The sequence below is a fragment of the Candidatus Eisenbacteria bacterium genome (genome assembly GCA_026388185.1).
Taxonomy (GTDB): Bacteria; Eisenbacteria; RBG-16-71-46; order JAFGJU01; family JAFGJU01; genus JAPLKG01.
Window position 1 is genome coordinate 343,404 of record JAPLKG010000008.1, and the last position, 25,489, is coordinate 368,892.

The following is a 25,489-nucleotide window of genomic DNA, read 5'->3' on the forward strand; positions in this document are numbered from 1 at the left end:
GGCACTCTTGCCTCGCTCGGGCGACGGCACTACTCCCGTTTAAGCTCCCTCTTCCAAATCATGTCGAGAAATCTGTCAAGTAGTCCAGATGAAACGAAAAGATTCACAGCTTTAGTAGTTTCGTGGGCGAGATTACCCCAGAGTGCTACCCGCCTGTCTCCCTGGTCCATGGAATGCTGAACGGTTATTCTCTCCTTACTGACTGGGTCTCTTGGGAGCGCTTTAACAATATCCGCGGTCAATTTGTTGCTGACCGGCCCCCCGATGGCAATGAGCGGACATCTCATGAATTCCTGTTCTGCGAGCAGCCCCACGTCCGTGACCACACAGGCAAACTCCATTTTCTCGGGACTGCCTTTGCGATTGATTTCGTTCCTCAGCTCTGTTGCGTCTTCTCCATCGTGTATCTGTGGAAGGATCATGGCGCCTACAACTATCAATATGCTCTTCCTCCAATCCGGCCGCCTCTCCCGAAGCAGTTCACCAACGTTCACTGTCCAGCCCGGATGCTTGTAGAGGGGATCTATCCCATGGATGTCGCATAGAAGATCCCGTGCCTCGGGAATCTGAAGGTGCTTCCAGTATTCCATGGCCCTCGCAAATGCCACTACTAGCCCCGCTTCTGCGGGGGAGTGAGCCATCGAATCCTGACCAGCATGAGATGCTGAAGTAATCTCTTGTGACCCAGCCGGCCGAACCCCCAACTCAAGCAACCCTCTTTCTATGCGAGGAAGAATGGCCAGCACACCCTCTGGTGGGATTCTGATTGAGACGGCAGCCCCCAGACACTGCGCCAGGTCAGGCTTGCGTTCCTGAAGCTCAGCGTGAGTGATGTCGCGAAGGACGGGAATAAAAGGCTTACCCTGTTCATAAGCTCTGACAACTTCGTTCGTGGTGTGGGAAGCACGGGCACGAAGGAAATCCTGGGAGATTACCACCAGAACAACTCTGGCCTGATCGATTGCCTCTCGCACCTGAGTTAGGTAAGTAACCCCGGGAAGGGCGTCACGTTCGTAATACCAGGTCGTATAGCCTGCTTTCTCCAGTCCCTCAGCAAGTTGCTTTACTACGTCGGAGTTTTTCTCAACGTAACTGACGAAAATATCAGCCTTGCGGAGTCTCGAATTCGACATTGGCTTAGCCTCACCCTGAATAGGTGTCTATACACCACATGAAATCTACATAGCGCTCAAGTCCGTGTCAACCTGTTGAAACGGTGGAAAGCGCTGGAGCGCTCTTTGACAATACCAAAGTTGCATCATCTCACTGACTCTTTCCTTCACTCTGATGAGGCCAGTAGTGGAGCTCACAAATGCGTTGTAGCTTCCACAACCTGCTCGGGATGTAACTAGCTCGGCTGCTAGGCTTCGAACAACGATCGCTATGGCCGAAGCACTTGAAACCTGAATATCACCCGCCAGTCCTGGTTTTCCAGAAGCATCAGCTCGTTGGCTTCTTCCAGGGAACCGACGAGCGTCTCCCTGTCTTCTGATTGCTCTATTCGCCCCGTAATTCTGGTCAAGTGGTCGACCATGTGTCTATATCGCTCCGAGTTTCGTAAGTACTCGCGGTGAATACGAATGCTTGCGATAGCAGCGCCAGCCGCCGGCAGAACTATAGCCCAGGACGCCAAGATATTCGTAAGAGTAGCAAGCTCTGGTCTCCAGTTGGCTTCGAGCCTGCCCGCATGGACGATTGCGACCACTAGCGTCAACGCGAACACCATCGCTCCGGCACTGGCAAGCCGAGTGTGCTTTGCCCTCTGCCTCACGCTTTTGCTCTTATAGAAAGAGATTTGGTCTTCTATCCATGCCGCCAGCAAGAAGTTTCTAAGATTCTCGAATGAGACTGTGGGGCTCGGGTCTCCCTTGGGCCGTGCGTCCCAAATCGACGCAAATGCCTTAACCATCCAGTCATCTGGCCTGTACGATAGGCTCAGGGGTGGTGGTGCAGTTTTGGGAGGCTCGCATTCTATGCCTGCCACCCACAAAAAAATAGCGGCACGCAGACGCTCTGCCACAAATCTATAATCAATCCATTTGCGATGCCACTCACGCCGCCAGGAAAGCGCCAGTAACACGAGAATGGCCGCAATCTCACCAACCTCAACCCAAAGTAGGGCAGGGCGAAGCGGAAATAGAAGCGCTTGAACTGTCACTGTTGCCACTGCAGCTGCCGCCAGAAGGTAGATTGCAACTCCTGCGTTCACATGGTAGGTCTGGTAGTGAGCGGCCAGGAAATCGGCACGTGCGTATTGAGAGACCATGTTGTCATGTAACGGCTTCAGAACGTCTGGCGGAAGGGTGTAAGGCGCCCCCGTTCGACCCGGAATGCCGAACTCAGCCTCAACTGCCGACATACTCCTGGTGCTGCCTAAGCGCTCGCCATTATAGGCGTCCAGATGCCTAAGAGAGTCAAGCGCATGATCCTCGCTTCCCACTCCCTCTGTTTTCTTCTCTTCGTTTATGCGCTCCAGCCTCTCCCTCGTCTTCTTTGTATCTCCTATCTCGCCATTCTCCGAATTGATCCAGAATACGGACCGTCCGGTCTTGAGCGCATATTCCACTATCTCCGCCGTGCCCCCTCGGCCTTCCGAGGGTTTCCCGCTCCAGACGGCAATGAGCACGTCGCAATTGTCGACTACATACTGACCCACCTGCTCATATGCAGCAGGGCGGGGCTCCACAGTCTTGAGGGCGCGTGGTTCAGGGCTTGCCAGACCAAGAAGGCGCTTGAACTCTTCCTTCGATTCTTGTGTCTCGAAGTCTTGAAGATAGTCTTCCTCAGGTAATGGAAGTACTACTTCCAGACGGGGTTGCTGGCTGCCATCGGAGACCGGCCACTGCACAATCTCTGTCGCGACCAGGCGGTCGGCACCCTCGGCTAAAGGTGAAAGCACCACATAGAGGTGCGGCGTGTGATCCAGAAGCTGGTCGATTCGCCGGAGCACGTCCTTCACTTTCCGGCGAAGAAGTTGCTCATTCGCAAGCTTTCTGTGGCCTGTTACGCCCATGCGCACAGTTGTGGGAATAAGGAGTTCCTTCCGATCAACTGACGAATCTGTGACCTTGTTTCTCACAGATAGGCCCTCCCACAGTTCTATGCCTCACGTTGTTCAAACCTGTCCAATGTAGTTAGCTTAAGCTGTCTCACATATGCTATCAGACCATGATTCCATTGCATAGGGAGAATCTCGCGGGCTATTGGTGTCAACGGTTCCGCTTACGCCGGCCTCTCTTGCTTTGCTGGCTGCGGACAATGGTGGAAGGAGCCACGAGCTATGCGATGATTGGGGCTCAGAGGTACTCGCCTCTTGAGAGGCGGTAGCGGATCACGCAATAGGGCATTTGTTGACGTCATTATCGCATTGTGGTATCTTAGAGTCCTGTGTAGACCGCAGAGCAAGGCTGCAAACGCTACAGCAGAAAGGAACGGTGGGAATTGAGAGCATTACTCTGGATAGGTTTGCCGGCACTGGTTGCGATCATTATTGTTGCCGCCCTCGTCCTCTGGGTTCGAAAGCGCCGGGAGGAAGAGGATCTTGCGAATTTCATCGCGGCGAGAGCGGCAAGAGCAGCGAGCCCAGAGGAAGAGCGCAGCAGCGCGCCATCATGCACTTCCAGTTCTCCGCTCACTAGGTAAGAACCGGATTCATGGCGCCGTAGGGCCTGATGTCGTCGGCCCAGTAAGCTTTCATCTCGGGAATATGTGCGAGGCGGACTGGCACAGCTTGATGCTCCGACGCGCCAGTTCCTCTCTAGTGGCGGACATGCTAGACGCGACACATAGAGCGTCAGCCCACACTCGTTCCCCTTGTTCGTGTTGACCGGCATGCCACGCGATGGCACCCTGACCGGTCAGTGCCCGGTACAGCCAAATCCTTATGTCTTTTTCACGGCAAAGGTCGGCAACGCTCTGATACCACTTTAGCGCCTCTGCCGAATCTCCTTGCACATGCGCAAGCGCTCCCAATTCCATTTCGTATTCAGCAAGCAGTTCCCCATGCTGCCGCTTTAGTAGCTTGCTGCCGGCCATCTCCAACCATTTGGCTCCTTCCTTGAGATCGCCCCGGACCAGTGCACACCAGCCCAAAGCCAATCTTGCCTCTAGAGTATAGTAGAGATCGTGCACGCGTTCGGCCTCACACAAAGCTTCCCGGAAAGCCGCGTCCGTTTGTCCAGGAGTCCAGCCTTCAAGCAGTGCCCGGTCGTACTCAAGCCAACCGCGGAGCATGAGCAGCCGCGCCTTTTCAAGATGAACCTGCTCCGTTTCACTGAGCTTGGCCGCGAGTTGCAGATATGAGTCTGTTTCATCGTATCTGCCGGCAGCTTTGTGGACCGTCGCAATCATGCGCGCGGCGGCAACAATGTGCCGGATATCGTGGGCCTGCCGCGCCTGTCGTAGGCCCCATGTCGCTTGGCGCATGACCTCCTCGAATTCGTAGCGCGCATAAGCGACTGTGGCCAGTCCAATCAGATTCGCCGCTGCTTCATCGTGATGGATCGGCATCCCCCACAGACAAAGACGCAGGGCCTGACAATAGCATCGCTTGGCGCTGACCGTGTCCCCATCGTAGAGATGCAACGAACCCAATTCGTGCAGTGCTATCGCCCGAATCCGACGCCCTCGCCACCAAGAGGTTCGGGCCAGTGCGTAATTCAATCTCTCGCGCGCCTCTTGGTATTCTCCTCTCAAGCTGCATATCCTGGCAGCCTGCGTGGCGAGCCCTGCGGCTTGCATCGGACTGTGCTCCGGCTTTTCGAGGTGACGGATCAGGGCGTCGAGACAGTACAGGCCAGTGTTGCCTTCGCCTTGCTCAACCCAGCGGGTTACGAGGTTCATCTCAGAGTCGAACACGAGATGCCTCAGGTCATGCCACCGCCTTGCCTCAACCAGATGCACCGGTAAATGGCGTGTGGCGTAGGGTGACATTGCCTTTGTGTCGGACTCATACTCCTTCCAGCAGGCACTCGCCAGTTGTTGATGCCCGGCCTGCGTAGAAATCGCGTATTCTAGGCTGTATTTCGCCTCCGTGAGCCAGTCCGCAAGACTGGAGTGAAAGAGTCTGATTCCTTCTTCGCGCCACCTTAGAAACTGCGCCAGATCGAGCAGGCCACAGCGGACGCCCGGCTCCTCTCCATTGACAGCACTGACCAGGAGTCTCTCGGGAATCGGTTCACGCGCTGCCACGAGGCAATTGAGCAGCGGCAATATCTTGAGTTCGTAGGCTTTGATGTCCTTGAACCGTTTCTGGAACAGCGAGTAGTACAGCCCTTTCAGTTCCGGGGGGATTGCCCCAATGTCCTGATGGCCCAGGCGTCTCTCCGGATCAGTGAGTGCTTCCAGAACCGTGTGGGCATATAGGAAATTGCCTTCAGCCCGTGTCTGCAGGCGAACGCATGTCGCCTCCAATTCCGAGTCCGACGAAGCGATCGACTCGATCTGAGAAAGTCTCTGTCGGACGTACGCCGCGACGTCCTCCTGATTTCTCTCTCGTTCGGCGCTCAGATCGAGGGTCTTGAAGCGGGCCAGGCGGATGAGAATGCTGGATACGGGTCGGGTGGTAACGACGATTCTAAGCCATGCAGGCAGTGTGTCAGCATGTTCTGCCAACAGGTCAACGATCGTCTCGCCTTCCATGGACGTTGCCTCATCCAGCGAATCCACAACCACTAACCTGGGTCCATCGGGTGCCGGCATCTTGCGGGTCGGCTCGACGATCAACTCCCGGAAGGCATCATTGGCGTTCGGCCGTCGGGCTTGTGGATAGGCCGGTTCGACTGCGGAATCATAGCCCTGCAACTCCGAATAGAATTGGGCAACCAGTGATGTCACTAACTCGTATGGATTGAGCGTACGTCTATTTCGGGTTGTGCAAAAGTGGATGCCGATAACATGTACAGGCCGCGTTTGACACAACCAGGCAGCAATCGCGCTCTTTCCAGCGCCTGGTTCGCCCACGACAACGAACACTCGATCTGACGCATCATGCAACCAGTGACTGATTCGTTGTCTCAGCCAATCCCGTCCCACAAAACCGAATCCGTACTGGGCAATCTCAGGCCCGAAGTCAAGTGGGGTCAGACCACTGACGGTCGGCAGCGCCGGTGGCAACAGGACATCTTCGGCTCCTGCTAGGAATTCGCGCAGGCGACGTAGACCCTCATCATAGTTGCGCGTAAAATCAACCCAGTTCCGACGAACCAGCGGCAATGTGAACTGAGCATCTGGTGAAACTCGTGCCGGAATCACTGGACGTGGCAACACCAGCGCAAACGCCACTTCATCGCGGCAGACGCTATCTTCACGCGTAGCATGTGGCGTCAAGACCGCGACCAGTAGAGACGAATCCAGGATTGCGCGTTCAATGGCAGCGTCCCAAGGCTGGCTGAGCCTGATGCCAGACTCATCCCACCACACTACGTAGCCTGTCGTCTCGAGATCGCGTCTCAGCCGTCCGGCAAAAGCCTCACCGTCTGCGTGACCGTAGCTTATGAATATCTGCTTCACTGCCGCCACCTTCGACTGCACCAACGGAAGCGCCGAATGCCAAGGCCATTCTGTACCCCGCTGCGGCGACGCTGCCCCGTTGATACCCAGAACCTTGACCGTTAATGGAATAATATCAGAGGTCACGGTGTCAATCCAATACTCCATTGGCTTCAGCAGGCTGGATTCCTCCGTGTCTGAGCGGCAGATTTTTGGGTACCACCGGAAAGGCCCTTCCCTGAGCTTAAGAATCGACTAGCCCACGGCAGTTGTAGTTGTGTTGCTGTAGGCACATGATGGATGTCTTCCATTGTGTTAGCGGTATTCTAGTGATATATTGCAGGATGCGCAGTGTGAACGTAGTTGGTGAAGTGAGTCGGCATCCATCAGCACATCGATTTCATGAGTCTGTTCTCGTCCTTTCTGGGGAGTAATTCATGGCAATTACTAAGAAGGAAGTGTTCATCAGCTCGAATTTCGACGAGTTTCCTGATTTGAGAAGAGAGCTGAGGGATCTGATCAACTCCAATCGTATCTTTTCTATGCAAGCAATAGATCTAAATGAAAATCGTGCCATTGGCCGACCCCCCCTCGTAAACAGCATTGATGCAGTCAAACGATCAGAAGTCATGGTTCTTCTTGTCGGTGAACAATATGGCGGAATCCCTTCCGGAGAACATCTTAGCTATTGTCACCTTGAGTATCGTGCTGCTCTCGAGAGCGATTGCGGAAGTGTCATTCTGCCGTATTTTTTTGGCTCTGAACCTGACGGAATGCGAAGAGGCGCGAGCGATCCCAGACTGTCCACCTGGCAGAGAGAGATTCTTGACAACCACACAGTTGCATTTTATCAGACCGCGTCTGTGGATTGGCCTGCTGTTGCTCAGTTGATATTCCAGGATGTTCAGAAAGCGCAGTACGATCTACTAACCGGAACTGATCAGATGGAGGTGGATGCAGCCGATGATACCGACAAGGAGTTCGGAGCTTTGGACCTGGCATCTCTGACCGTCGAAGAGTTAGCGTACCTGGAACGGCGATCTGGCGTCGATCCTTCCAATCTAGGAGAAGAAAAACTGAGGAGCAAGATTGATCTTGCCACAATGCCGGCAAGAGCAGCGGCCTTGGAACAAAGAGCAGAAGCCCTTCGGGCACTCAAGCTCGGAGAACGAAAACTTGCCGTAGAACACCTCCGTCGGGCACTCCAACAACGCCCACTAGACATGGAAGTCAATTACTGGCTTTCTCGTCTTCTAGTTTCAACCGGAAGACGAAAGGAGTGCAAGGAAGCTGTGCAGCTTGCACTGCGCTCCGCAAACCTAGCTACGCATGAAGAGCCCCCGCGTGATGTTCGCGCTGCTGCAGCTTACATAGTAGCATCTCAAGCTGAAGCCAAAATCCGAAATCTGGAGTCAGCACTGAGATACGCGGAAGCGGCCAATCAGATTGCTCCATGGTTTGCGGCCCCTTATATCCAGCTTGCCTGCGTCTATGCTCTGCAAGACGATCTAGACGCGGCCTTCAAATCCGCTGGAGAGGCTTTCAATCGACATCCTGTGAGTATACTGAAGTTAAATCGGGAACCCTTATTCCAACGCGTCTCCCCCCAGTTTCGGGAGTTCAAGCAAGATCTTCGCGGGAAACTGCAGGCGAAATTGAGAGCTATTCTAGACGCAGAGCTACAGATACTCTCAAGCTTGTCCTTGGATCCAGATGCTGAGGTTAGAAAATCTGAGGTCGGCAGTGTCATGGCCAGACTGGGCTCCATGACAATTATGGATTTGGTACATCAAGGGAGATCGTCGGGAAAGAACTGCCTCCGTTGGCTTCAGGGTGAGCTCGTAGAGATACGAACTATGCGGGAGCAAGATGCAAAGCGTGACACCATGAGGCGAGCGGATCTTCTTGCACTCGAAGATCAGTGGACGCAGGAGCATCCTCTCCCAGAAGTCGACCCAAAGGAAGCCAAACCGTACTATATCGTTCTAACGACCATTGTGCTTTCGATTGTAGGTCTATTTGTTGGCATTGGGTTCGGGAAGGCAATGCTATTCGTCGTGCTCTCTCTCTTGGGCATTGCGAATGACATTCGCAGGATTCTTCAACGGAAGGGCAAGAAGCGGCTTGCAGAGGAAGAAAGAAACTCGCTGCTGGCACGCCATAAAAGCAAAGTGGAGGCAGAGAGACGTGACAGGCAGCAAGAAATCGAGAACGAGAAAGCCGAACATCGCCGGCGAATATCTGTGTTTGAAGATAACGTGCGCCTTTTTGAAACGACCGTTGTCAGGTGGAACATGTTCAGCCCCAGCGTTGGAAACAAAGGCGCGAAGCAGGGAGACATAATCAGAGTTAGTGTCCTGGAGCCTGAGCGCGCCGACAAACCCGTAACAGATTCACAGTTGCTTCCTCCGGATCTGCTCGGCTCCGCTCTTATGCCCTGGTTCGCGAAGACTCCAAAGGCTGAGGTGAGCTCGAGCAGGGAGACCTCCGAGGTCCCGAGTGCCGCTGCAGAGCCGCAATATCAACTCTTTCGTATTTTAAGCGCGACCCGCGACAAGGTTGCAGCAGCAAGATGGGCTGTGTACCAAAGCAAGGACTGACACTCGTATCCCCCTCTTGCCAAAGACATAAAGCATTCGGGGTGTGAAGAATGGACCCACTACTTCTGATACTTGATTTGGATAATACCCTGATCTGCACGTGCGAGAAGCCGCTTTCGAGGCCAGCAGATTTCACCTTCGGCGAATACCACATGTATAAGCGTCCTGGCCTAGAGGCATTTCTTGAAGCCTGTCGAGGACAGTTTAGGGTAGCCGTTTGGACGTCTGCTACGTCCTCTTACGCTGGGTGTGTCATCAGTCACCTATTTCCGCCCGGCTACGACCTTGAGTTTCTATGGACGAGAGAGAGATGTACACCCAGGTATAATGCCGAGACTCGCGAGCTAGAGTATCTCAAGGACTTGAAGAAGGTGCGTCGTAGCGGCTATCGCCTCGAAAGGGTATTGATTGTAGACGACAGCCCTGGTGTTCTGCAGCGGAGCTATAGTAACGTGATATCGATCAGGCCCTTTACAGGTTCTGCCGATGATGCGGAGCTTGAGTACTTGCTGCCCTACCTTGACAGGCTATCACATCTTGAGAATGTACGCGTTGCCGAGAAGCGAAGCTGGAGGGGACTGATGAGAGGGCCAGGTTCCACCTAGCCTTGCATCAACCTAACCGTGCTTTCACGATCCTCATTCTCGGGTATCCTGACCCCCGTCGCGCATGAATAGAAGTACCCAATCGTCGAAATGCTTACTGGCAAGCTCAGGAGGTGGCGGAACAAGGTTTGGGGAGACCAATGGCACAGGGTCGATGAAATCCAGCCCTCGGGTTGATAGGGCACATCTCCACTCCATCTCCACCCACTTGGATGCCTTGGCATGGCTCGACCAGAAAAGGTAGAAGATATCCTGGGCCGGAATGACATTCACTAGCTCTTTCGCCCAGTACTGGCCAGATCGAAGTTCCACCGAGTCCACCCAAACCTTGAGCTCGGTTGATGTTTTCTGCATCCCTTGGAGGCGTGCGCCAACTGCCTTCTTATCCTGGCTGGCGTAGCAGACGAATGCTTTGCGATGCCTTTTCTCACTCGAAGCAAGAACCTCCTCCGTCTTCGTGCTGCCAGGGCTGCCCACTTCTACGACAAACGACAACCGTGCGATTTCTAACCCAGCGACACGAATTGAAGCAGTCCCTTGCTTTTCGCCAAGCGATACGCCTTCGGGGGCACTCGCAAGGAACGTCGCATTACCCATGCTCCCAACCCACAGGATGGTATCCTCCGGGTTAGGAATGATGAACCCTTCCAAGTTCAGCACCACCGTTAGCACAGTACCTCTTGAGATCAGAGCGGGACCCTTTGTGCGAAAACGGACCGGCTTTCCCTCCGCTTGCGCCTGCGCTCGCTTGAGAAGCAGTTCACGCTGTTTCTCAAGGTGAGCCCATATGTCGATGACAAACTTAGCTCCTCTCGCAACGACGGGCGGCGATGTCACTGAAAAATGTACTTGGTCAAGGGTCTCCTTAGGAGCTCCCGGTGAGCCTCGACGAAACAAGGTTCTCAGATATCCTGCTGGTTCGCGTCTAGGCCAAACGGAAGGCTGCCTGCCTTCTTGTCTGGTGTCCCCCTGGCCTGAGAGGATATGCTGCACAGCTTTGAGATTTCTCTCAATGGCCTTGTCCTTGGGCTCCAAGCTCCGTGCGTCTTGCAGCAAACGGGCAGCCCCTCGCATGTCCCCCCTGCGCACCGCGTCGTATGCTATCTGATTGAGACAAACTGCCCTGAGACGGCTCACTCCGCTAGATTGGACGAAGTCCCGTGCCACCATATCGACTTCAGCCACAGCCCCCTCAAAATCCTTGCACCTGAATCTAGAGAAAGCCTCTCGGAGAGCTTTCTCGTTACGGACGTGCGTCATACCTTGCTCGATTTCGTCGCAACCAGGTTTGCATTGAGATGCTTGGTGCAGTTGCTTGTCCGCTTCGTCAAACTCTTCACGTTCGATGGCTCGGAAAGCGAGGAAGCAATGAGATAACCCAAGCAACAGATGGTATCGGGGAGAAGCTTTCAACGATTGGCTTAGCCCGCATGCTTCTCGAAGAGCGACCTCAGCTTCCTTTTCAGAGCATTGAGCGGCGGAGTGAAGCCTGGAGGAAATCTCCGCCCATACTAATTGGGGAGTGGATGTTTCGGATGGAGCAGCGCTCATCATAGGCAGTCCAAAGAAACACCCGGCCCGGCGATCGCCACGAAAGTAGCGATCAGTCAATAGCCTAACAATCTGACTCACGAGAGTTAGTTTCCTATTGACGTCTCTCCAACGCGAAAAGTCGAATTGTTCCCAGGCAGCCAGGCCCACGGGTTCTAGTTCTGCGAGTGTCTGCCTGATATCTTCGAGCAGGGGCTCATGCTTGAACCGTTCCAAAACGGCCCTCGTAGTCTCTGCAATCCGCTTGAACTCTTCGTAGCTTGGTCGAAACAGCCCTTGTCGAGCCAGCGCAGCACCATCCATCAGCTCAAGGCCTGATAACACGCCCTCGACATGAAGGGCAACAAATTCCACAATGCTCTGCAGTTCGGTTGAAGAAAAAGACCCTGACGGATCGTTCACAGAGACTGGAACCAAGGGAAGGCGACGGTCGTCAGGGCGTTCCATTCTCAGAGCTGCAAGATCACCATCCGAAGTTTCCGTCGTAAGAGCAACAAGCAAGCAACAATCTGCGCTATCTTCTCGTCTGGTTGCATCACGGCTGGCGCCAAGTGAACCTTGGCGAAGAACAAGCTGGCTTGGGATGCCTCGGTCTTCTAAGGCTGAAGACATCCGCTGAGCGACTTGTCCATGGACTTGGCGATAGCTGATAAGAACCCATTTCCTCATGAAATCACCTTGGTTCGCCTGGGGGTTAACCCAGGACTATTTCAGATAGGCAATCAGTGACGTAGCATCTTAGGACGTGGTTCACAGCAGTTCCCATCGCGTGAAGTCGGTCAAGAGCATCATGCTTTCATCTATCGGGACATACTTGCCGGCTTCTTCCTTAACAAACTTCGGAATCTCTAGCTGCACAATAGCATTAGTCAAACGCGAGGAGATTTCCTTGTCTGCAATCTTGCGACTGATGCTGTCAGTACAGTCTTTGATTATTCTCTCTGCCATGAATTGCAGCGCGTATGCCGCTCTGAATGCCGGTCTAACGTACCGACCGCATATCAAGTGAGTCACAGGTGCTATGACCAGTGCGTTATCCTTGTTCAAGTCGGTCCAGAACTTGCAGTCGCATTTGTGATACATTGAAGATGCGAACGCATAGGCGCAGATTGTCCCGTCGGGGACCTCCTCGCTAGTGCGCTTCTTGAGTAGCTTCAAATCAGTGACGCGTAACAAGACGTCGTATTCATACTCCATCTTCTTCCAGTCGTGCATCCTCTCACAAATCTTCTGTAGAAAATCATCTTCAGCTTGAATGTTGCTCAGAAAAGCCTTCAAGTTCTCTGCGAAGTCAAGAGAACCCGGGATACTATTCTCGTAGGAAATGTATCGGAAAACACTAATGTCAAACGGAAATGTCTCATCGCAAGTGGACTCCCTAACCATAATCAATCGGGACTTGTCTTTTACTGCAGCCGCTACGCCGAGTTCGAAGAAGACATTGGGGTTATATTCCGTAACGTCAGCTATTATGACCGCGGCTCGCTGAATGTGGTCCCATATGTCGGCATGTATGATGCCAGGCTGCTGGATGTCCTTCGCGTGGACCGCCTTGAATCCACATTGTCTTACTATGGCATCAACTGCCTTTCTTATACCCTCGTATTTTGCCTTGAATGGCGAAAGGACGAAGCAGAGTTTTGGGTCCATCCGAACCTGTCGCTCAAAGAAATCTCTTGGATAGATGACGCTGCTCATATCACGTTCACCTCCTTCTGCGTTGGGAAAGATTGGTGTCGCGCGTAAGGGCATCTATGCCGTAGCCTGCTCGCTAACAGCAATGTAATCACGGAACGTGGACGCTTCGCCGTCATCAAAGCCATCCAGAACTTGTCAGGAAGTCTTCAGTTCCCAGTAGGACGGGATACGAGACCCCATAGCTCACGATGAGACTATACAGGATACGTTCCCCTAAATCAATGCCATCTGTCTAGCTATGTGACACAAGAGAAGAATCGCACCGCGCGTCGGTGTACAGCAGCGAACGGACGATGCCATACGGAACCGCACGAAGCAGGCCGTGGGGTGATCCGTCGCAACAGCACCCCTGAATTGCCCCGCCAATCAACACCCTTTATCGGCGCGCTCTCTGGCGCGCGTTCCAGGTCGCCTTCCGCCGGGCTCCGAACACTTTTAGGCAGACGGTGACATCAGGAGGAGCAACGCGATTAGGGGCGCGATATTGATGATAGTGATAGCAATCGCTGCTTCTTTGTAGCATAGTTGTCGGTCGTGGAATCTCTGCAGGTAGACGAGGAGTTAAGGCCCCATTATGACTGCCCAATCAGATTCCCTCACTGATACATTAGGCAGGCAGCGGGATCCGGAACCGCCTTTGCACATACCGGTGCCATCACCATCCATCCTTCTCTATGTACTTCTCCTGTCGCTTGCGGTCGTGTTGCTCTTCGCTGCCCTTACTTCTGGTACACAAGACTGGCCGAGTTTCTTTCTAAACCTTGCGAGTGAAATTGTAGGCGCGATCATTATCCTGGTCGTCGTGGAGCGCCGGTTCCGATCAAGCGAGCTCCGCGTTATCCAGCGCGCCCCCCAGACGACTAAGCTCTATCTTGCGACGCTCTTGTCCAGGGATGTGCGTCAGACAGTCGGTTACGTGCGAGTTCTATCCGCCCAGATGGACGCTGTGTGGAAGCCACACCATCTGCTGCGTCCCCAGATTGAAGCCACTCTGGCTGCCAAAATTCCGGAGGGATTTGTCCTGATCGGCCAGGCTGGCACTGGAAAGACCACCCTCCTTCATCGTTTGGTCCGGGGCCAGGCAGCAGATGTGATGAGAGAGCCGAGGAAGGCAAGGATTCCAGTACTCGTCTCTGTTCTTCGCTGGAGCGAGGGCGACGCTAAAGATGCGCTATTTGAGGCCATGCAGAGTTTCTATCCCGTTTCGGTGAGGACTTTCCAGCGCGTGGTGCAAAAGGGGAAGTTGCTTTGCATCTTCGATGGCATTGACGAGGCGATTCAACCGCCCGAACGTGTACAGGCAGTCAGAGAATTTCATCTTCAATATCCGGGAAATGCTGTAATACTCTCCTGTCGCAACTGTCCAGATGAGCTCCTGGGAGACTTGAACCTGCCACGCCTGCAAATACCACCGCTCACAAAAGAGGAAGTGGAAAGGATACTTGAACTGAGAAAGCGGTTCTCCTAGGCCGGTGTGGTCGGATTGTCGAACAGAGAAGGAATCTCGCAGATGGTGCCTCGTGACTTGACCTTCCGGGTCTTTGTCAGCTCGACGTTCAGCGATCTAATCGCCGAGCGGAATGCGCTTCATGAGCTCGTATTCCCCAAGCTGCGTGAGTTGTGCCTTCAGCATGGCTGCCGCTTTCAGGCGATTGATCTGCGCTGGACCAGCAGACGATGAACATCTGCCTCAAGGAGCTGGAGCGCTCACAATCGGTTACCCCTCGGCGCAACTTCATGGTCCTCCTGGGCGACCGCTATGGCTGGCAGCCGCTACCGCCGCAGATTGAAGCCGGAGAGTTTGAGGCAATTCTGAAGAAGGTTTCGCTCCAGGATAGGGAACTTCTCCTCTGGGATGATAAACAATCAAATGGCCCGAGAGGCTGGTATCGGAAGGATGAAAACGCCGTTCCGACCGAATACTGCCTCAGACCGCGTGAGATCAGGGTTCTAGAGAATGCTACTGATGAAGAGAGACGGGAGGCCTTAAACCAGGAGGCCATGGAATGGGAAGAGACAGAAAGGGTGTTAAGGTCAATTCTTCTTCGGGCTCTGGACCAGCTTCACTGGCCCGAGGCTGACTCCCGCCGCATAAAGCACGAGTACTCAGCCACTCACCAAGAGATAATAAACGGGGCATTACGTGTGTCAGATGCGCAGGAGCATGTCTACTGCTTTTTCAGAGAGATCGAGGATTTACCCGAGGGCTCAAGCGCAAGGGATTCTATCGACCTTGACCAGGCTGGACATCTGGATAGTGGGTCGCGCCAGCATCCTAGAACGGATAAGTAATCACCTGAGAAGCAAAGATACTCATCCATTAGTCATCTTCGGTGTGTCTGGTTCTGGTAAGACAGCCCTAATGGCGCATGCAGCGCAAAGGGCGCGGGAGGCGCTTCCCAATGCCCGGCTTTTTGTTCGCTTTGTAGGTGCTACTCCGGGCTCATCTGACGGGCGTGCCCTGCTGGAAAACCTCTGTCATCACATATATGAAGTGTTCGACTTCGACGGGCAAAAACGAAACCTCCTCATTGGTATAAAAGAGACTGGCAAGGAGGAACAGAGGAGACGACAGCGTATCGAGGAGGAGTATTCGATCCCCACGGAGTTTCAGAAGCTGTCTGTGACCTTCCGAAATTTCCTTGCAAAGATACCATCCTCAGAGAAACTAATTCTTTTTCTGGATGCTTTGGATCAACTTTCTGACAGTGACCATGCCCGAAGCCTGTACTGGTTGCCTACGGAATTACCCCAGAATGTGCGCCTCATCGTTTCCTGCCTGGCTGGCGAGTGTCTCTCCGTGCTCCAGAAAAAGCTGCCTGCTGCAAACTTTGTGGAGTTGTGGCCAATGGAGCCTGAGGAAAGTGAGAAACTCCTGAACCTCTGGCTCCAAGAAGCTGACAGGACCCTTCAGTCTCCGCAGCGGGCCGAGGTCCTGGCTAAGTCTCGGCAATGTGGTCTACCTTTGTATCTAAAGCTAGCTTTTGAGGAAGCCAGCCGCTGGAAGTCTCATACCGAAAAAATAGAGCTCAGTCCTGACATATCAGGCGTCATCCGCGACCTATTCCAACGGCTGTCCTCGGATGTCAACCATGGCGGGGTGATGGTGTCGCGCAGCCTGGGATACCTGGCCGCAGCCAAGAACGGCCTGACCGAAGATGAGCTCCTGGACATCCTGTCGCAGGATGAAGAGGTTATCGCCGATTTCCTGCGCCGCTCGCCACGGTCACCGGGAGTCAAACATCTACCCGTGGCTGTCTGGTCGCGCCTTTACTTCGACCTGGAACCGTATCTCACGGAACGCAGTGCTGACGGGGCATGTTTGATGACTTTCTATCATCTCCAGTTTAGCAAGGTCGTGGCGGAAGAGTTCCTAGCGGGCCAGGTTAGGGTTCACCGGCATGAAGCGCTGGCAGGTTATTTTGGACACCAACCTTTGTGGATCGAGAAGGAGGCTCAAGAGAATGTCAATCTACGCAAAATGTCCGAGTTGCCCTACCAGCAGACGCATGGCAAGTTGTGGAACGAAATAGAGAAGACCCTATGTGACCTCCACTTCATCGAGGCTAAATGCGCGGCGGGAATGACGTACGACTTGATCGGTGACTACGGCGCCGCCCTGGACGCCCTGCCCGAGGCTCAGGGGCAGAAGCGGAAAGAGCTCGAACACGAGGCACGGGTCAATAGATATACCGGAGACCTAATTGCCTTTGCCCGGCGAGAGATTTCTTCTCTTGATATCATCCCGTCCGTTGAGCTGTGGACCGATGAGATGATAAGAAAAGATACTGAAAGGATTGTCCATAACCCGACCCGTCTCGACCGGATTCAAGCCTTTCTGCAATTTGCGAACTCCGAATGCCATGGCTTGGTGAAGTTCGCTTCGCACAGCGGCTTCCGTATCCAGCAGGCTTGCAATTCAGCCGACTCTGGTCCTGTGGGAAGGGCTGCTGAGAGCGCATTGAATGCAGAAGTTAGCCACTGCCTGCTGCTGCATCACCGGTCACAGCGCTTCAGGCATAACCCGCACCCTGCACTCGTAAGAACACTTGAGGGTCACTCAGGTGATGTGAATAGCGTGAGCATTACTCCAGACGGGAGGAGAGCAGTTTCCGGCGCTTGGGACAGGACGCTGCGGGTATGGGACTTGGGAAGTGGACAAGATATCTCCATTTATCAGGCGAGGAGCGTGATAAGGTCAATATCAGGAATCGAAGCAAAGGGAAGTCTTGTGTTTGGTACGGCAACAGGCTAGGTCATTTTGCTTACAGGCTTTCATCTCGCTGCGGCGTTCCCGATAGTAACCCCGCTTCGGCTCTGGCAGTATGTGGATTGGTCAGGGATGGTGCGGGGCATTAAGGAGAGAGAAACCTCACTATTGGAGAAGAAAAAGACTCATGGCTGCTGGGACGATGACATCGCAGTATCATGCCGGTGGTGCGGTCAGCGTTTCCCGGTCTCGGTCGAAATCCTCAATGTGATAACTGATATTGCCCAGAATGCTAAACTATCTCCTGACTAGTCTCCTTGCCTTGAGCTTTCCACTGAAGCCTGGGACGAGCCGCGGCTGCTCTCCGAGTGTTCTCTTTGCCACAAGCCGCTGAAACTTAATCCTTTCGTCGTGGATAACAGGGGGAAGTACTGATGGCGCAAGCTGGTGTACCATCCGCGTTCTTGTCAGCACTACCTTCCGGGACATGGGTGGGGAGAGGAAGGAGCTCGTGAAGTTCGTCCTTGCACAGCTTTGAAAGCTGTGCAAGGAGTGGGGAGTTGCGCCGCAGGACCAGACGCAGAGAGAAGCCTCAGGAGCGATTCGGGCGACACCGATATATTACTCTCCGGCTCTTGTGTTTTCTCTCACCGCGTGCCGCGAGCGCTGGTGATCCGTTCAAAATCTCCAACAGTCTCACCTGAAGCTGATTCTGTCGCAATATAGGTAGGATGGGGCTCCCCGCACCAACCGCTTTGCGACTCTTTCCTCGCCTGAAGCCGCTTCAGTTCCTCGGCTTATATCGTAAGATCGTCACCGAGCCTTCGTCATAAACCACTTCAAAGAGGGAATCATTATCGACAAACAACTCGGACTTGAGGTCGAATCCTTTCTTCTCATGCGGACCGAGATACAGGTAATCGATATCGAGTTTGTTCATCACCGATTCTACCTGTTGAACCGAGTCGGCGTCGAACATCCCCTCAACTTCTCTTATACGTTCCATGGCCGGGCCGGGGCCTACTCCCCATAAGGCGGCCAGCATGTAGGTTCCCACGGCCACCGGGCGTTCGGCGAGCGCCGGAATCGGGTTGATGTCGTATTCGTAGTCGCCGTGATACCCCGGAGCGCCTTGAACGACGGCGTTCATGTCGGTGTGTTTCTGTATCCACCGTAACGCGCTGATCTCGGTTCCGTCGATGCGGTTTTCAAGTCCTCTACTGCCGAAGAAACCACCAAACGCCTGAATGTCTAGAACGACTGTCGGTATCGCGAGAATCATCAACGTAACGGCGACTTTCTTCGCCCACCCGCGCCCGTTGAGCGCATGGTCCAGCAGGACCACTGCTCCAATCAGCAAAACCAATTGTAGCGGCTTACCCGATTTGCGAAGCAGGATATCGCTTTCGACGGTGTGCCGGATGAACAGTCCAAACCCCAGCGCTATCAGGGCCATCAGCCAGATCCGTTTGGCCGGAAAATCGATCTTCTTGCGCCATATACGCCACCATCCCGCGACACCCAACAAAAACAGCGGACCGTAATCCAGCGTGAGGTAGAAGGGGAGCGTTGCAATTACACCCTTCATTGGGCGAAACGACCACATGCCGCCCTGGTTGCCGATCATGTCCATGCCGAACACGTACAGCGCGCCCACACATGCCACAATCACGACACCGCCAGTCAAGGCCAGATACGATCTCTTATCCTGAGAGCGGAGCAGGCTCAGGGTCGTGTCGACTGTGATCCACAAGGCGAGAATCGTGCCCATGAATGACTCACACCCGAACGAGCAGAGCATCAGCATCCCAAGAAAAACGCCTTTCCAGAAAGGTGAGAACTTGCCGATGGCCTCCGTTTGAATCAAGATCGCCGCGATGGCAAAGACCATCGAGGACACTGCGTGCGGCTCGACGAAGAAATCTCGCATGTAGCTGTGCGACAGTCCGGAGAATTGCTCGATTCCGGGCCAGATAGATTTCAATTGCGGTACCAGATTGACTATCCCAATCGCATTTCCCAACGCCCGGCCGATGATAAACAAATCGATATAGCTGTAGGCCAACAAGATCATGATCAGCCCCGCCTTGGCCGCTCTTCTGGAGACTCCGGTAGCAAGGAACAGGCGCCACAGCAATCCAAAAACGGCCAGGATATTGAAACTAACCAGCCAGCCGAGAGAATTGCCAAGATTGTCATTCAGTCCTGTCAGGTGATGGAACGATCCTGGAATGACGTGGAAGAACCAGTAGTAGTGCGCGGTGCCTCCCTGATAGTAGATGTTGGTTGGAGGCACGTTCTTGGCTAACTCTGCGCTGACAGCCAGATGATTGAAATAGTCATTAACATAGAGGGTTGTGAAAACGCGGTCGTTTCCATCCGGCCTTCCTACCCGGGACAGCACCAGAATGGTGATAGTAACAGCCGCCAGTCCGCACAGCCACGCGAACCGGTTTTCCGCCCACACAGCCCTGGCAGCAAGGGATCTCGAACACACGGTTGGCTTGATGAGAAGTGTCAGCCAGCTGAGAGGGAATAGAGCCGGCGCAATCCACGGAGACAAGTGCAGATGCAACATCATCGTCTGAGTGAGGATGGCAGTCGCATACCCGAGCACGTACCCGAACAACAGGGCATTGGTGCTAGTGCTGATCACGCCACGTCGAAGCATGTGAATGGCGACGACCAGCCCCGGACTCACCAGAGCGCCAAAATAGAGAGCGAAGACTATGCCGCTTAGTCGCAGATCCAAACTGTTGGATACTCCACTACTGTTACCGTGTGCTTTTGATCATGCTCGGATGATGCTGCTCATTGAACTATGCAGTGAAATATGCAGCGTCGTCCTCTGACGGAGGGGCAAGGCGCAGTAATGACCCGCCACCGTCTATGGCCTGCGTTCAGAGAGAAACTGGCAGCTTCTGAATGACGAAACTGAATTTCCCGTTCTTGTCTTTCGGTATTTCGTCGACGTAATCAAACAGGATGACCGTGTCTTTTCCGAGGCGCTTGCCCGCCTCTGTTCTGATGGTATTCTCGATGCTCCGCGTGTAGCCCGCCTGTCTTTCAATGCGGACAACCAACTCGCCGATCTTGGATTGCTCCAGTTGCGCGTTGGAGACGTGGTCCGCGTTCTTGAACAGATGATCCAACCGTCCCACCCAACGCCCGTCTCGGGTGAGGACATATTGGTCGAACGGGCGACCTATGATGGCGTCCAGCATGATCCCGGGCCGTCCGCAGTCACACGTCTGATTCTTGCTGAGAACGACGCGATCTCTTGTGTCGTAGTTTATCAACGGAAAACACGTGTTGGTGAAGTTTGTCGCCACAAGGCTACCTTCCTCGCCCGGTGCGACGTCACGACCTTCCTTGTCAACCACCCTGACTGCACTGTGGAGCGGCTGGGTATGCAGTCTGCCGAGGTCACACTCTGTGATGTGGCCGCAACACTCGGTATTCCCGTACCAGACGTGCACCTTGCAGGAAAACGCCTCTTCGATGGCAGTTCTTTGAAAGTCCAACAGCGTCTCGGAGGCACTCATGATCATCTTCGGAGCAAATCCGAGCACACACCGGTTTTCTCTGATGTGTTTCGCCACGAGGTAGATGCTGGAAGGATATCCGTGAATCAGGGCGGGCTTGAATTGTGACAGCTTCTCCACGTAGTATTTCAGGTTTTCTCTGGAAAGATGGTAGGAAGAGAAAATCAACTGATTCTCGTAACGATTGAGCACCCAGAAGGGCGGCTTCTTGCGGTCAATGTAAACGACTTTGTGACCTGCGAAGGTCGCAATTCTGTCTCCCTGCTTAACGTTTCTCATGCCTCTGTATGCCCACCAAAAGGCATATTCATGCTGGTACACCCTCTGGTTGTAGGGCACCGCCAGCGACCGGCCCGTGGTTCCGCTCGTCCTCACGACCTTGTAGGGGGACTCGAGAAGCAAGGCATCATAATTCTCCAGAACCTGAGCTCTTGCAATGATCGGCAGCCCGTTGAGCGAGAGGTCTTCCGGGATATGATATAGAGGTATCTTGCCCTTCAACGACTTGAGGAACTGCTCCAGTTCCTCCTTTGCGCGGTTTTCCTGTTGCTCCTTTGTGGACGACAGCAGGTAGTCAAACTGCGTCCTGAAATATCTGCCGTACTTCTTGTAGTGCTTGGTCGCCGCCACTGCGGAAACGGAGAGTTCCTTTCCAAACTGAGGCAATAGGTTATAGAATCTGTTCATGTTCCGACGTGCCCCGTTCAATTGGCGACGAACTTCTTCCCCGCTCAGCGAGGAATCAGCCGGTCAAGACGGATCTCTTCCCAATCCTGTTCTGTCTCGGACCATTTGAAAAGCTGCACTCTCTGGACCTTCTCGGTGGGCGAATAGACGTACTCAGTGGAATGGGCGCTCCCGATTCTCTTTGAGTAATGCGTCTTTTTGTCGAGCACGAGAGGTTTTGACGTTCTCTCAAGCTTCATCTTGCCTTCCGGTCCGGAAAAGATGACGGTCTCGATCTTGGTCTTGCCGTCCGAGCCAGTGACGCTCTTCTTTTCGGAGACCTTCAGCTTGAGCTCGATTCGATTGACGAGTTCTTCCCATCTTTCGTCGTCCATGCCTCACTCCCTGCCAGAATCGACGTTACAGCACGCCATTATATTGAAAACCTACCGGCACTTCAAGAAGAGATGTGACCGCCGCCTGAGCAAGGCACAACCGTCCAAGCACGGCGGGGGCGCAATTGGGCCGATACCTGTGACCCGTTGACGTAACGTGCCGTGCAATATATAATGCCACGGTCACGTCTTGGGCAAGGAGGAATCAAGAGATGTTCAAACCGGGGAGCCTTTCCAGCCTGGAGTGTTTTTCCGTCTCAAAGAGTGCCCTTTCCGGAAGGAGTGTTCTTGCCGTTCGGTCGAGGAAGCTTCTACATTCCGACCTCGCTCGGTTGATGGTGATCGCCGCTCTTGCAGTCATCGTCTTCGCGATCTCACCGTTTTACTGCGTGGCAAAGAGCGTCGACCTTGCCGTCCAGCGGGATAGTCTGGAGAACGGGCTTCAGATTCTGCTCTTGAGAGAGCCGACCGTGCCTGCGGTCAGCTACTACACCTGCTACAGGGTTGGTTCGCGAAACGAGAGGCCCGGCATCACGGGTATCTCGCACTTCGTGGAACACATGATGTTCAACGGCGCAAAGCGCTACGGTCCCAAGGAATTCGACGAGATTCTCGAGTCAAACGGCGGTACGTCCAACGCGTACACGACGAACGACGTGACCTTCTACTTCGAGGACGTTCCGAGCGATAAGATAGAGCTCGCCGTTGATCTCGACTCGGACAGAATGGAGAATCTTGCGTTCGCACCCTCTTCTGTTGACGCCGAGCTCGGCGTTGTCAGGGAAGAACGGCGGGTGAGCACGGACAACGACGTGGCCGGCGAGATGGAGGAAGAACTGTACGCCGCCGCATTCAAGGCAAGTCCCTATCAATGGCCCGTAGTAGGCTGGATGGGAGACTTGATGAGAATCACCAGGCAGGATGCAGTCGAGTACTTCAAGTCTTACTATGCGCCGAACAATGCGACAATAGTCGTCGTGGGCGACTTTGATCCGAAGGAGACGCTCTCCCTGATAAGAAGATACTATGCCAATATTCCGCCGGGGCCTCCCGTCCAAGAGCCGGTGGATTCCGAGGAAGAACAGATCGGGGAGAGGCGCATAAGAGTGGAGAAGGAGGCCCAACTGCCTGCCGTGATGGTCGGGTATCACGTTTCGTCCGTTGAGAGTCAGGACGCGTTTACGCTCGATGTTCTCCAGGCGATCCTGACCAAGGGGGAGAGTTCCAGGCTTTACAGGAGACTTGTGGATGAGGAACAGATGGCTCTCTCCGTGAGCGCCTCGTATAACTGGTCGATAGATCCGGGGCTTTTCTATTTCCACGTGGAAATGAAACCCGAACGCAGGCCGGAGGAGGCGGAGGCGGTTCTGTACGAGGAATTGCTGAGGCTCTGCAAGGAACCCGTGAGCGAAAGGGAATTGAAGAAAGCGAAGAACTTGTTGAAGGCCGGTCTCTTCAGATGGCTCAAGACAAACAACGGCAAGGCCGACGCAATTGGCGTCTTCGAGGTCGTGTTCGGAGACTGGAGGGAGTTGGGAGCGGCCACCGACATTTACGAGGCCATCAATGCCAAGGACGTTCAGCGTGTCGCTGAGAAGTACTTCGGCGAGAAGAACCGCACGGTGGTCACGCTCGTGCCGGCGGCGTGAGACGGAGGAGAACCATGTTTGCAGGAGTTTGTAGAAGACTCGCGATCCTTGTCTTAGTCTTGAGTTTCTTGACTTCTTCGTGCGCACTTTGTCTTGCCGCCGACAGACCCTTCAACCTGCCTCGCACAGAAAGGAAGGTGCTCTCAAACGGCCTGGTTGTGATTCTCATGGAAAAGCGGGACCTGCCTCTCATCGATTTTCAGCTCCTCATTCCAACGGGCTCCGCTGATGACCCACGTAACAAGGAAGGGCTCGCGAGTCTGACGGCGTCACTCCTCAGGAAGGGCGCGAAGGGACGGACGGCCCGGGAGATCGCCGACCAAGTGGATTTCCTCGGAGCCGAGCTGTCGATTGACACCAAAGAGGACAGGACGGTACTCTCGCTTGAAGTCATGAGCGACGATGCGGCCTTCGCGACGGGACTCCTGGCGGACATGGTCAGGAATCCTTCGTTCGTTCAGGAGGAATTCGACAAGGAAAAACAGAACGTGCTCGCGTCCTTGGAGAGTGACAAAGACGATCTTCCAAGATACGCCAGCACGGGATTCAGACGATTCCTGCTGCAGGGCCATCCCTACGCTCATCCTGCCGACGGTTACAGCGAGTCCGTGGCCCGCATTGAGAGATCCGACGTGGAAGAATTTCACGGGCAGGCCTTCACTCCGAAAGGCGCCATTCTTGCGGTCGTAGGAGACTTTGGCGCGGGAGAAGTGTTTCGACTCATAAGAAGAGACTTCTCCCCCTGGAAGGCCGGCGCCCGCGTGGTCAAGAGGACTCTTGTCGAGCCTCCCGTAAGGATTGAGGGCAGGAGAATATGCTTGGTTGACAAGCGCGACGCCACGCAGACACAACTTAGAATTGGGAATGTCGCGTTCGCCCGCAATAGCGCAGATTATTTTCCTGGTCTCGTCAGCAACGCTATTCTGGGCGGGGTGTTCTCCTCCAGGTTGATGACGGAAGTTCGGGTAAACAGGGGGCTCACTTATTCCATTTTCAGTCGCTTCATTCCCATGAAGGAAGGTGGGGTCTTTTCGATCAATACGTTCACGAAGACAGAGACGGTCGGAGAGGCAGTGAGCGTAATTCTGGAGGAGATGGACAGAATTGTTTCTGGTGGAGTGAATGAGGAAGAGCTTGAGAAGGTAAAGAGCTTCTTGAGGGGCCAATTTCCTCTTTCGCTCGAAGCACCCGAAGAAATGGCCGATCTTCTTCTGGAGGTGGAGTTCTACGGGCTGCCCGCCGACTATGCAGCCCGATTCAGGCAGAATGTGGACTCGGTAACGTCACAGAACGTAACCGAGATGGCTCGTCGTTACTTCGAGACGACCGACCTGGCTTTCCTGGCTCTGGGAAACGTGTCGGAGATTTCGCCTCAGCTTCAAACCGTAGGAAAGACGCAGACCCTGGACATGGATTGGAAACCGCTGGGCGCAACACAGTAAACGCCCGGCCCTGTACGGTCTTCACTGGTCCGAGGCTTGGAATGCGAACCGTCGCCTTTCTGCCTTGGACTGCGGATCCTGAAAGGAGCTGGTCCTGATGAAGCTCAAGGTGTTGCCCTTCGCTCTGGCCGCCGGCATCGTCTCTGGTGTCGCCTGTTTTCTGACAACGCTTTTTGTTCACGCTCAGGGTGGTGGGGGTCACATGTATCTGATGCACAGAATGTGGCCCGGCTACTGCGTTTCGGTAGGAGGCGCGTTCCTCGGACTCGTATACGGCTTCGTATACGGGTTTGCGATCGCTGGAGTCCTGGTCTGGCTCTACAACGCCATGGCTGGCACCAAGTGACAGGAAGAGAGATGCCGTGTTGACGATCGCTGCAACGCACGGTAATGGAGCCTCGTCGCGCCGCGCTTGAGGGACCGGAATCTCCTCAGAAAACACTTTTGGTGCCCAGGCTAACTTGCCTAATGCGAGCACGTTACGACACTGGAACTTTCACGTGAGTGTGGGTGTATCTCACTGTTGGATGGGGATGTCTGCCGTTCTCGTTGACCGGCCTGCAATTCGGTTCTCTTCCGGTTCCGTTTTCCGCTGGGTCGTGGCATCTGGTGGGCAGGTTAGGGACGGTTTCGGCGGAC

The 25,489-nt window shown here is 54.2% G+C and carries 16 protein-coding genes; 8 read left to right on the forward strand and 8 right to left on the reverse strand.

Annotation, left to right across the window (positions count from 1 at the left end):
- Positions 1-29: 29 nt before the first annotated feature.
- From NTX17_04270 to NTX17_04280, 3 genes are all read right to left on the reverse strand, one after another.
- Positions 30-1,133, reverse strand: coding sequence for a toll/interleukin-1 receptor domain-containing protein (locus NTX17_04270; GenBank protein MCX5800581.1), 1,104 nt, complete (start codon positions 1,131-1,133; stop codon positions 30-32).
- A 248-nt stretch (positions 1,134-1,381) separates the two neighbouring features.
- The gene (locus tag NTX17_04275) at positions 1,382-3,079 is read right to left on the reverse strand and encodes a hypothetical protein (GenBank protein MCX5800582.1); all 1,698 of its coding nucleotides are present in this window, start codon (positions 3,077-3,079) and stop codon (positions 1,382-1,384) included.
- Between the two features lie 614 nt (positions 3,080-3,693).
- Positions 3,694-6,657: a TIR domain-containing protein gene (locus NTX17_04280; protein ID MCX5800583.1), complete on the reverse strand. Its 2,964-nt coding sequence runs from the start codon at positions 6,655-6,657 to the stop codon at positions 3,694-3,696.
- 269 nt (positions 6,658-6,926) lie between these two features.
- Here NTX17_04280 and NTX17_04285 point away from each other — a divergent pair, with 269 nt between their 5' ends.
- Complete coding sequence (locus NTX17_04285) at positions 6,927-9,089, forward strand: DUF4062 domain-containing protein (GenBank protein ID MCX5800584.1); 2,163 nt, start codon at positions 6,927-6,929, stop codon at positions 9,087-9,089.
- A 50-nt stretch (positions 9,090-9,139) separates the two neighbouring features.
- The gene (locus NTX17_04290) at positions 9,140-9,694 is read left to right on the forward strand and encodes an HAD family hydrolase (protein ID MCX5800585.1); all 555 of its coding nucleotides are present in this window, start codon (positions 9,140-9,142) and stop codon (positions 9,692-9,694) included.
- 33 nt (positions 9,695-9,727) lie between these two features.
- On the opposite strand, the gene NTX17_04295 is transcribed toward NTX17_04290, so the two are convergent.
- Positions 9,728-10,345, reverse strand: coding sequence for a toll/interleukin-1 receptor domain-containing protein (locus tag NTX17_04295; GenBank protein ID MCX5800586.1), 618 nt, complete (start codon positions 10,343-10,345; stop codon positions 9,728-9,730).
- 1,650 nt (positions 10,346-11,995) lie between these two features.
- A complete protein-coding gene (locus NTX17_04300) occupies positions 11,996-12,943 on the reverse strand; it encodes a hypothetical protein (GenBank protein MCX5800587.1) in 948 nt (315 codons plus the stop codon).
- 649 nt (positions 12,944-13,592) lie between these two features.
- On the opposite strand from NTX17_04300, the gene NTX17_04305 reads away from it, so the two are divergent.
- From NTX17_04305 to NTX17_04315, 3 genes are all read left to right on the forward strand, one after another.
- Positions 13,593-14,411: an NACHT domain-containing protein gene (locus NTX17_04305; protein MCX5800588.1), complete on the forward strand. Its 819-nt coding sequence runs from the start codon at positions 13,593-13,595 to the stop codon at positions 14,409-14,411.
- Positions 14,412-14,620: 209 nt separating this feature from the next.
- Positions 14,621-15,235, forward strand: a complete 615-nt coding sequence (locus NTX17_04310; GenBank protein MCX5800589.1) for a hypothetical protein — start codon at positions 14,621-14,623, stop codon at positions 15,233-15,235.
- Positions 15,201-17,198 carry an AAA family ATPase gene (locus tag NTX17_04315; protein ID MCX5800590.1) on the forward strand — a complete coding sequence of 666 codons (1,998 nt, stop codon included), beginning with the start codon at positions 15,201-15,203 and terminating at the stop codon, positions 17,196-17,198. The genes NTX17_04310 and NTX17_04315 overlap by 35 nt, the downstream gene beginning before the upstream one ends.
- A gap of 739 nt (positions 17,199-17,937) precedes the next feature.
- Here the strand turns inward: NTX17_04315 and NTX17_04320 are convergent.
- The 3 genes from NTX17_04320 to NTX17_04330 all read right to left on the reverse strand — a co-directional run bounded on the left by NTX17_04320 (position 17,938) and on the right by NTX17_04330 (position 21,759).
- Positions 17,938-19,809 (reverse strand): hypothetical protein, encoded by a 1,872-nt coding sequence (locus tag NTX17_04320; GenBank protein MCX5800591.1) that lies wholly within the window; start codon positions 19,807-19,809, stop codon positions 17,938-17,940.
- 244 nt (positions 19,810-20,053) lie between these two features.
- Positions 20,054-21,385 carry an AMP-binding protein gene (locus tag NTX17_04325; GenBank protein MCX5800592.1) on the reverse strand — a complete coding sequence of 444 codons (1,332 nt, stop codon included), beginning with the start codon at positions 21,383-21,385 and terminating at the stop codon, positions 20,054-20,056.
- A gap of 44 nt (positions 21,386-21,429) precedes the next feature.
- Positions 21,430-21,759, reverse strand: a complete 330-nt coding sequence (locus NTX17_04330) for a hypothetical protein (GenBank protein MCX5800593.1) — start codon at positions 21,757-21,759, stop codon at positions 21,430-21,432.
- Between the two features lie 212 nt (positions 21,760-21,971).
- On the opposite strand from NTX17_04330, the gene NTX17_04335 reads away from it, so the two are divergent.
- From NTX17_04335 to NTX17_04345, 3 genes are all read left to right on the forward strand, one after another.
- Positions 21,972-23,408, forward strand: coding sequence for a pitrilysin family protein (locus NTX17_04335; GenBank protein ID MCX5800594.1), 1,437 nt, complete (start codon positions 21,972-21,974; stop codon positions 23,406-23,408).
- Between the two features lie 14 nt (positions 23,409-23,422).
- Positions 23,423-24,850: a pitrilysin family protein gene (locus NTX17_04340; GenBank protein MCX5800595.1), complete on the forward strand. Its 1,428-nt coding sequence runs from the start codon at positions 23,423-23,425 to the stop codon at positions 24,848-24,850.
- A gap of 97 nt (positions 24,851-24,947) precedes the next feature.
- Positions 24,948-25,196: a hypothetical protein gene (locus NTX17_04345; GenBank protein MCX5800596.1), complete on the forward strand. Its 249-nt coding sequence runs from the start codon at positions 24,948-24,950 to the stop codon at positions 25,194-25,196.
- Positions 25,197-25,489: the final 293 nt, after the last annotated feature.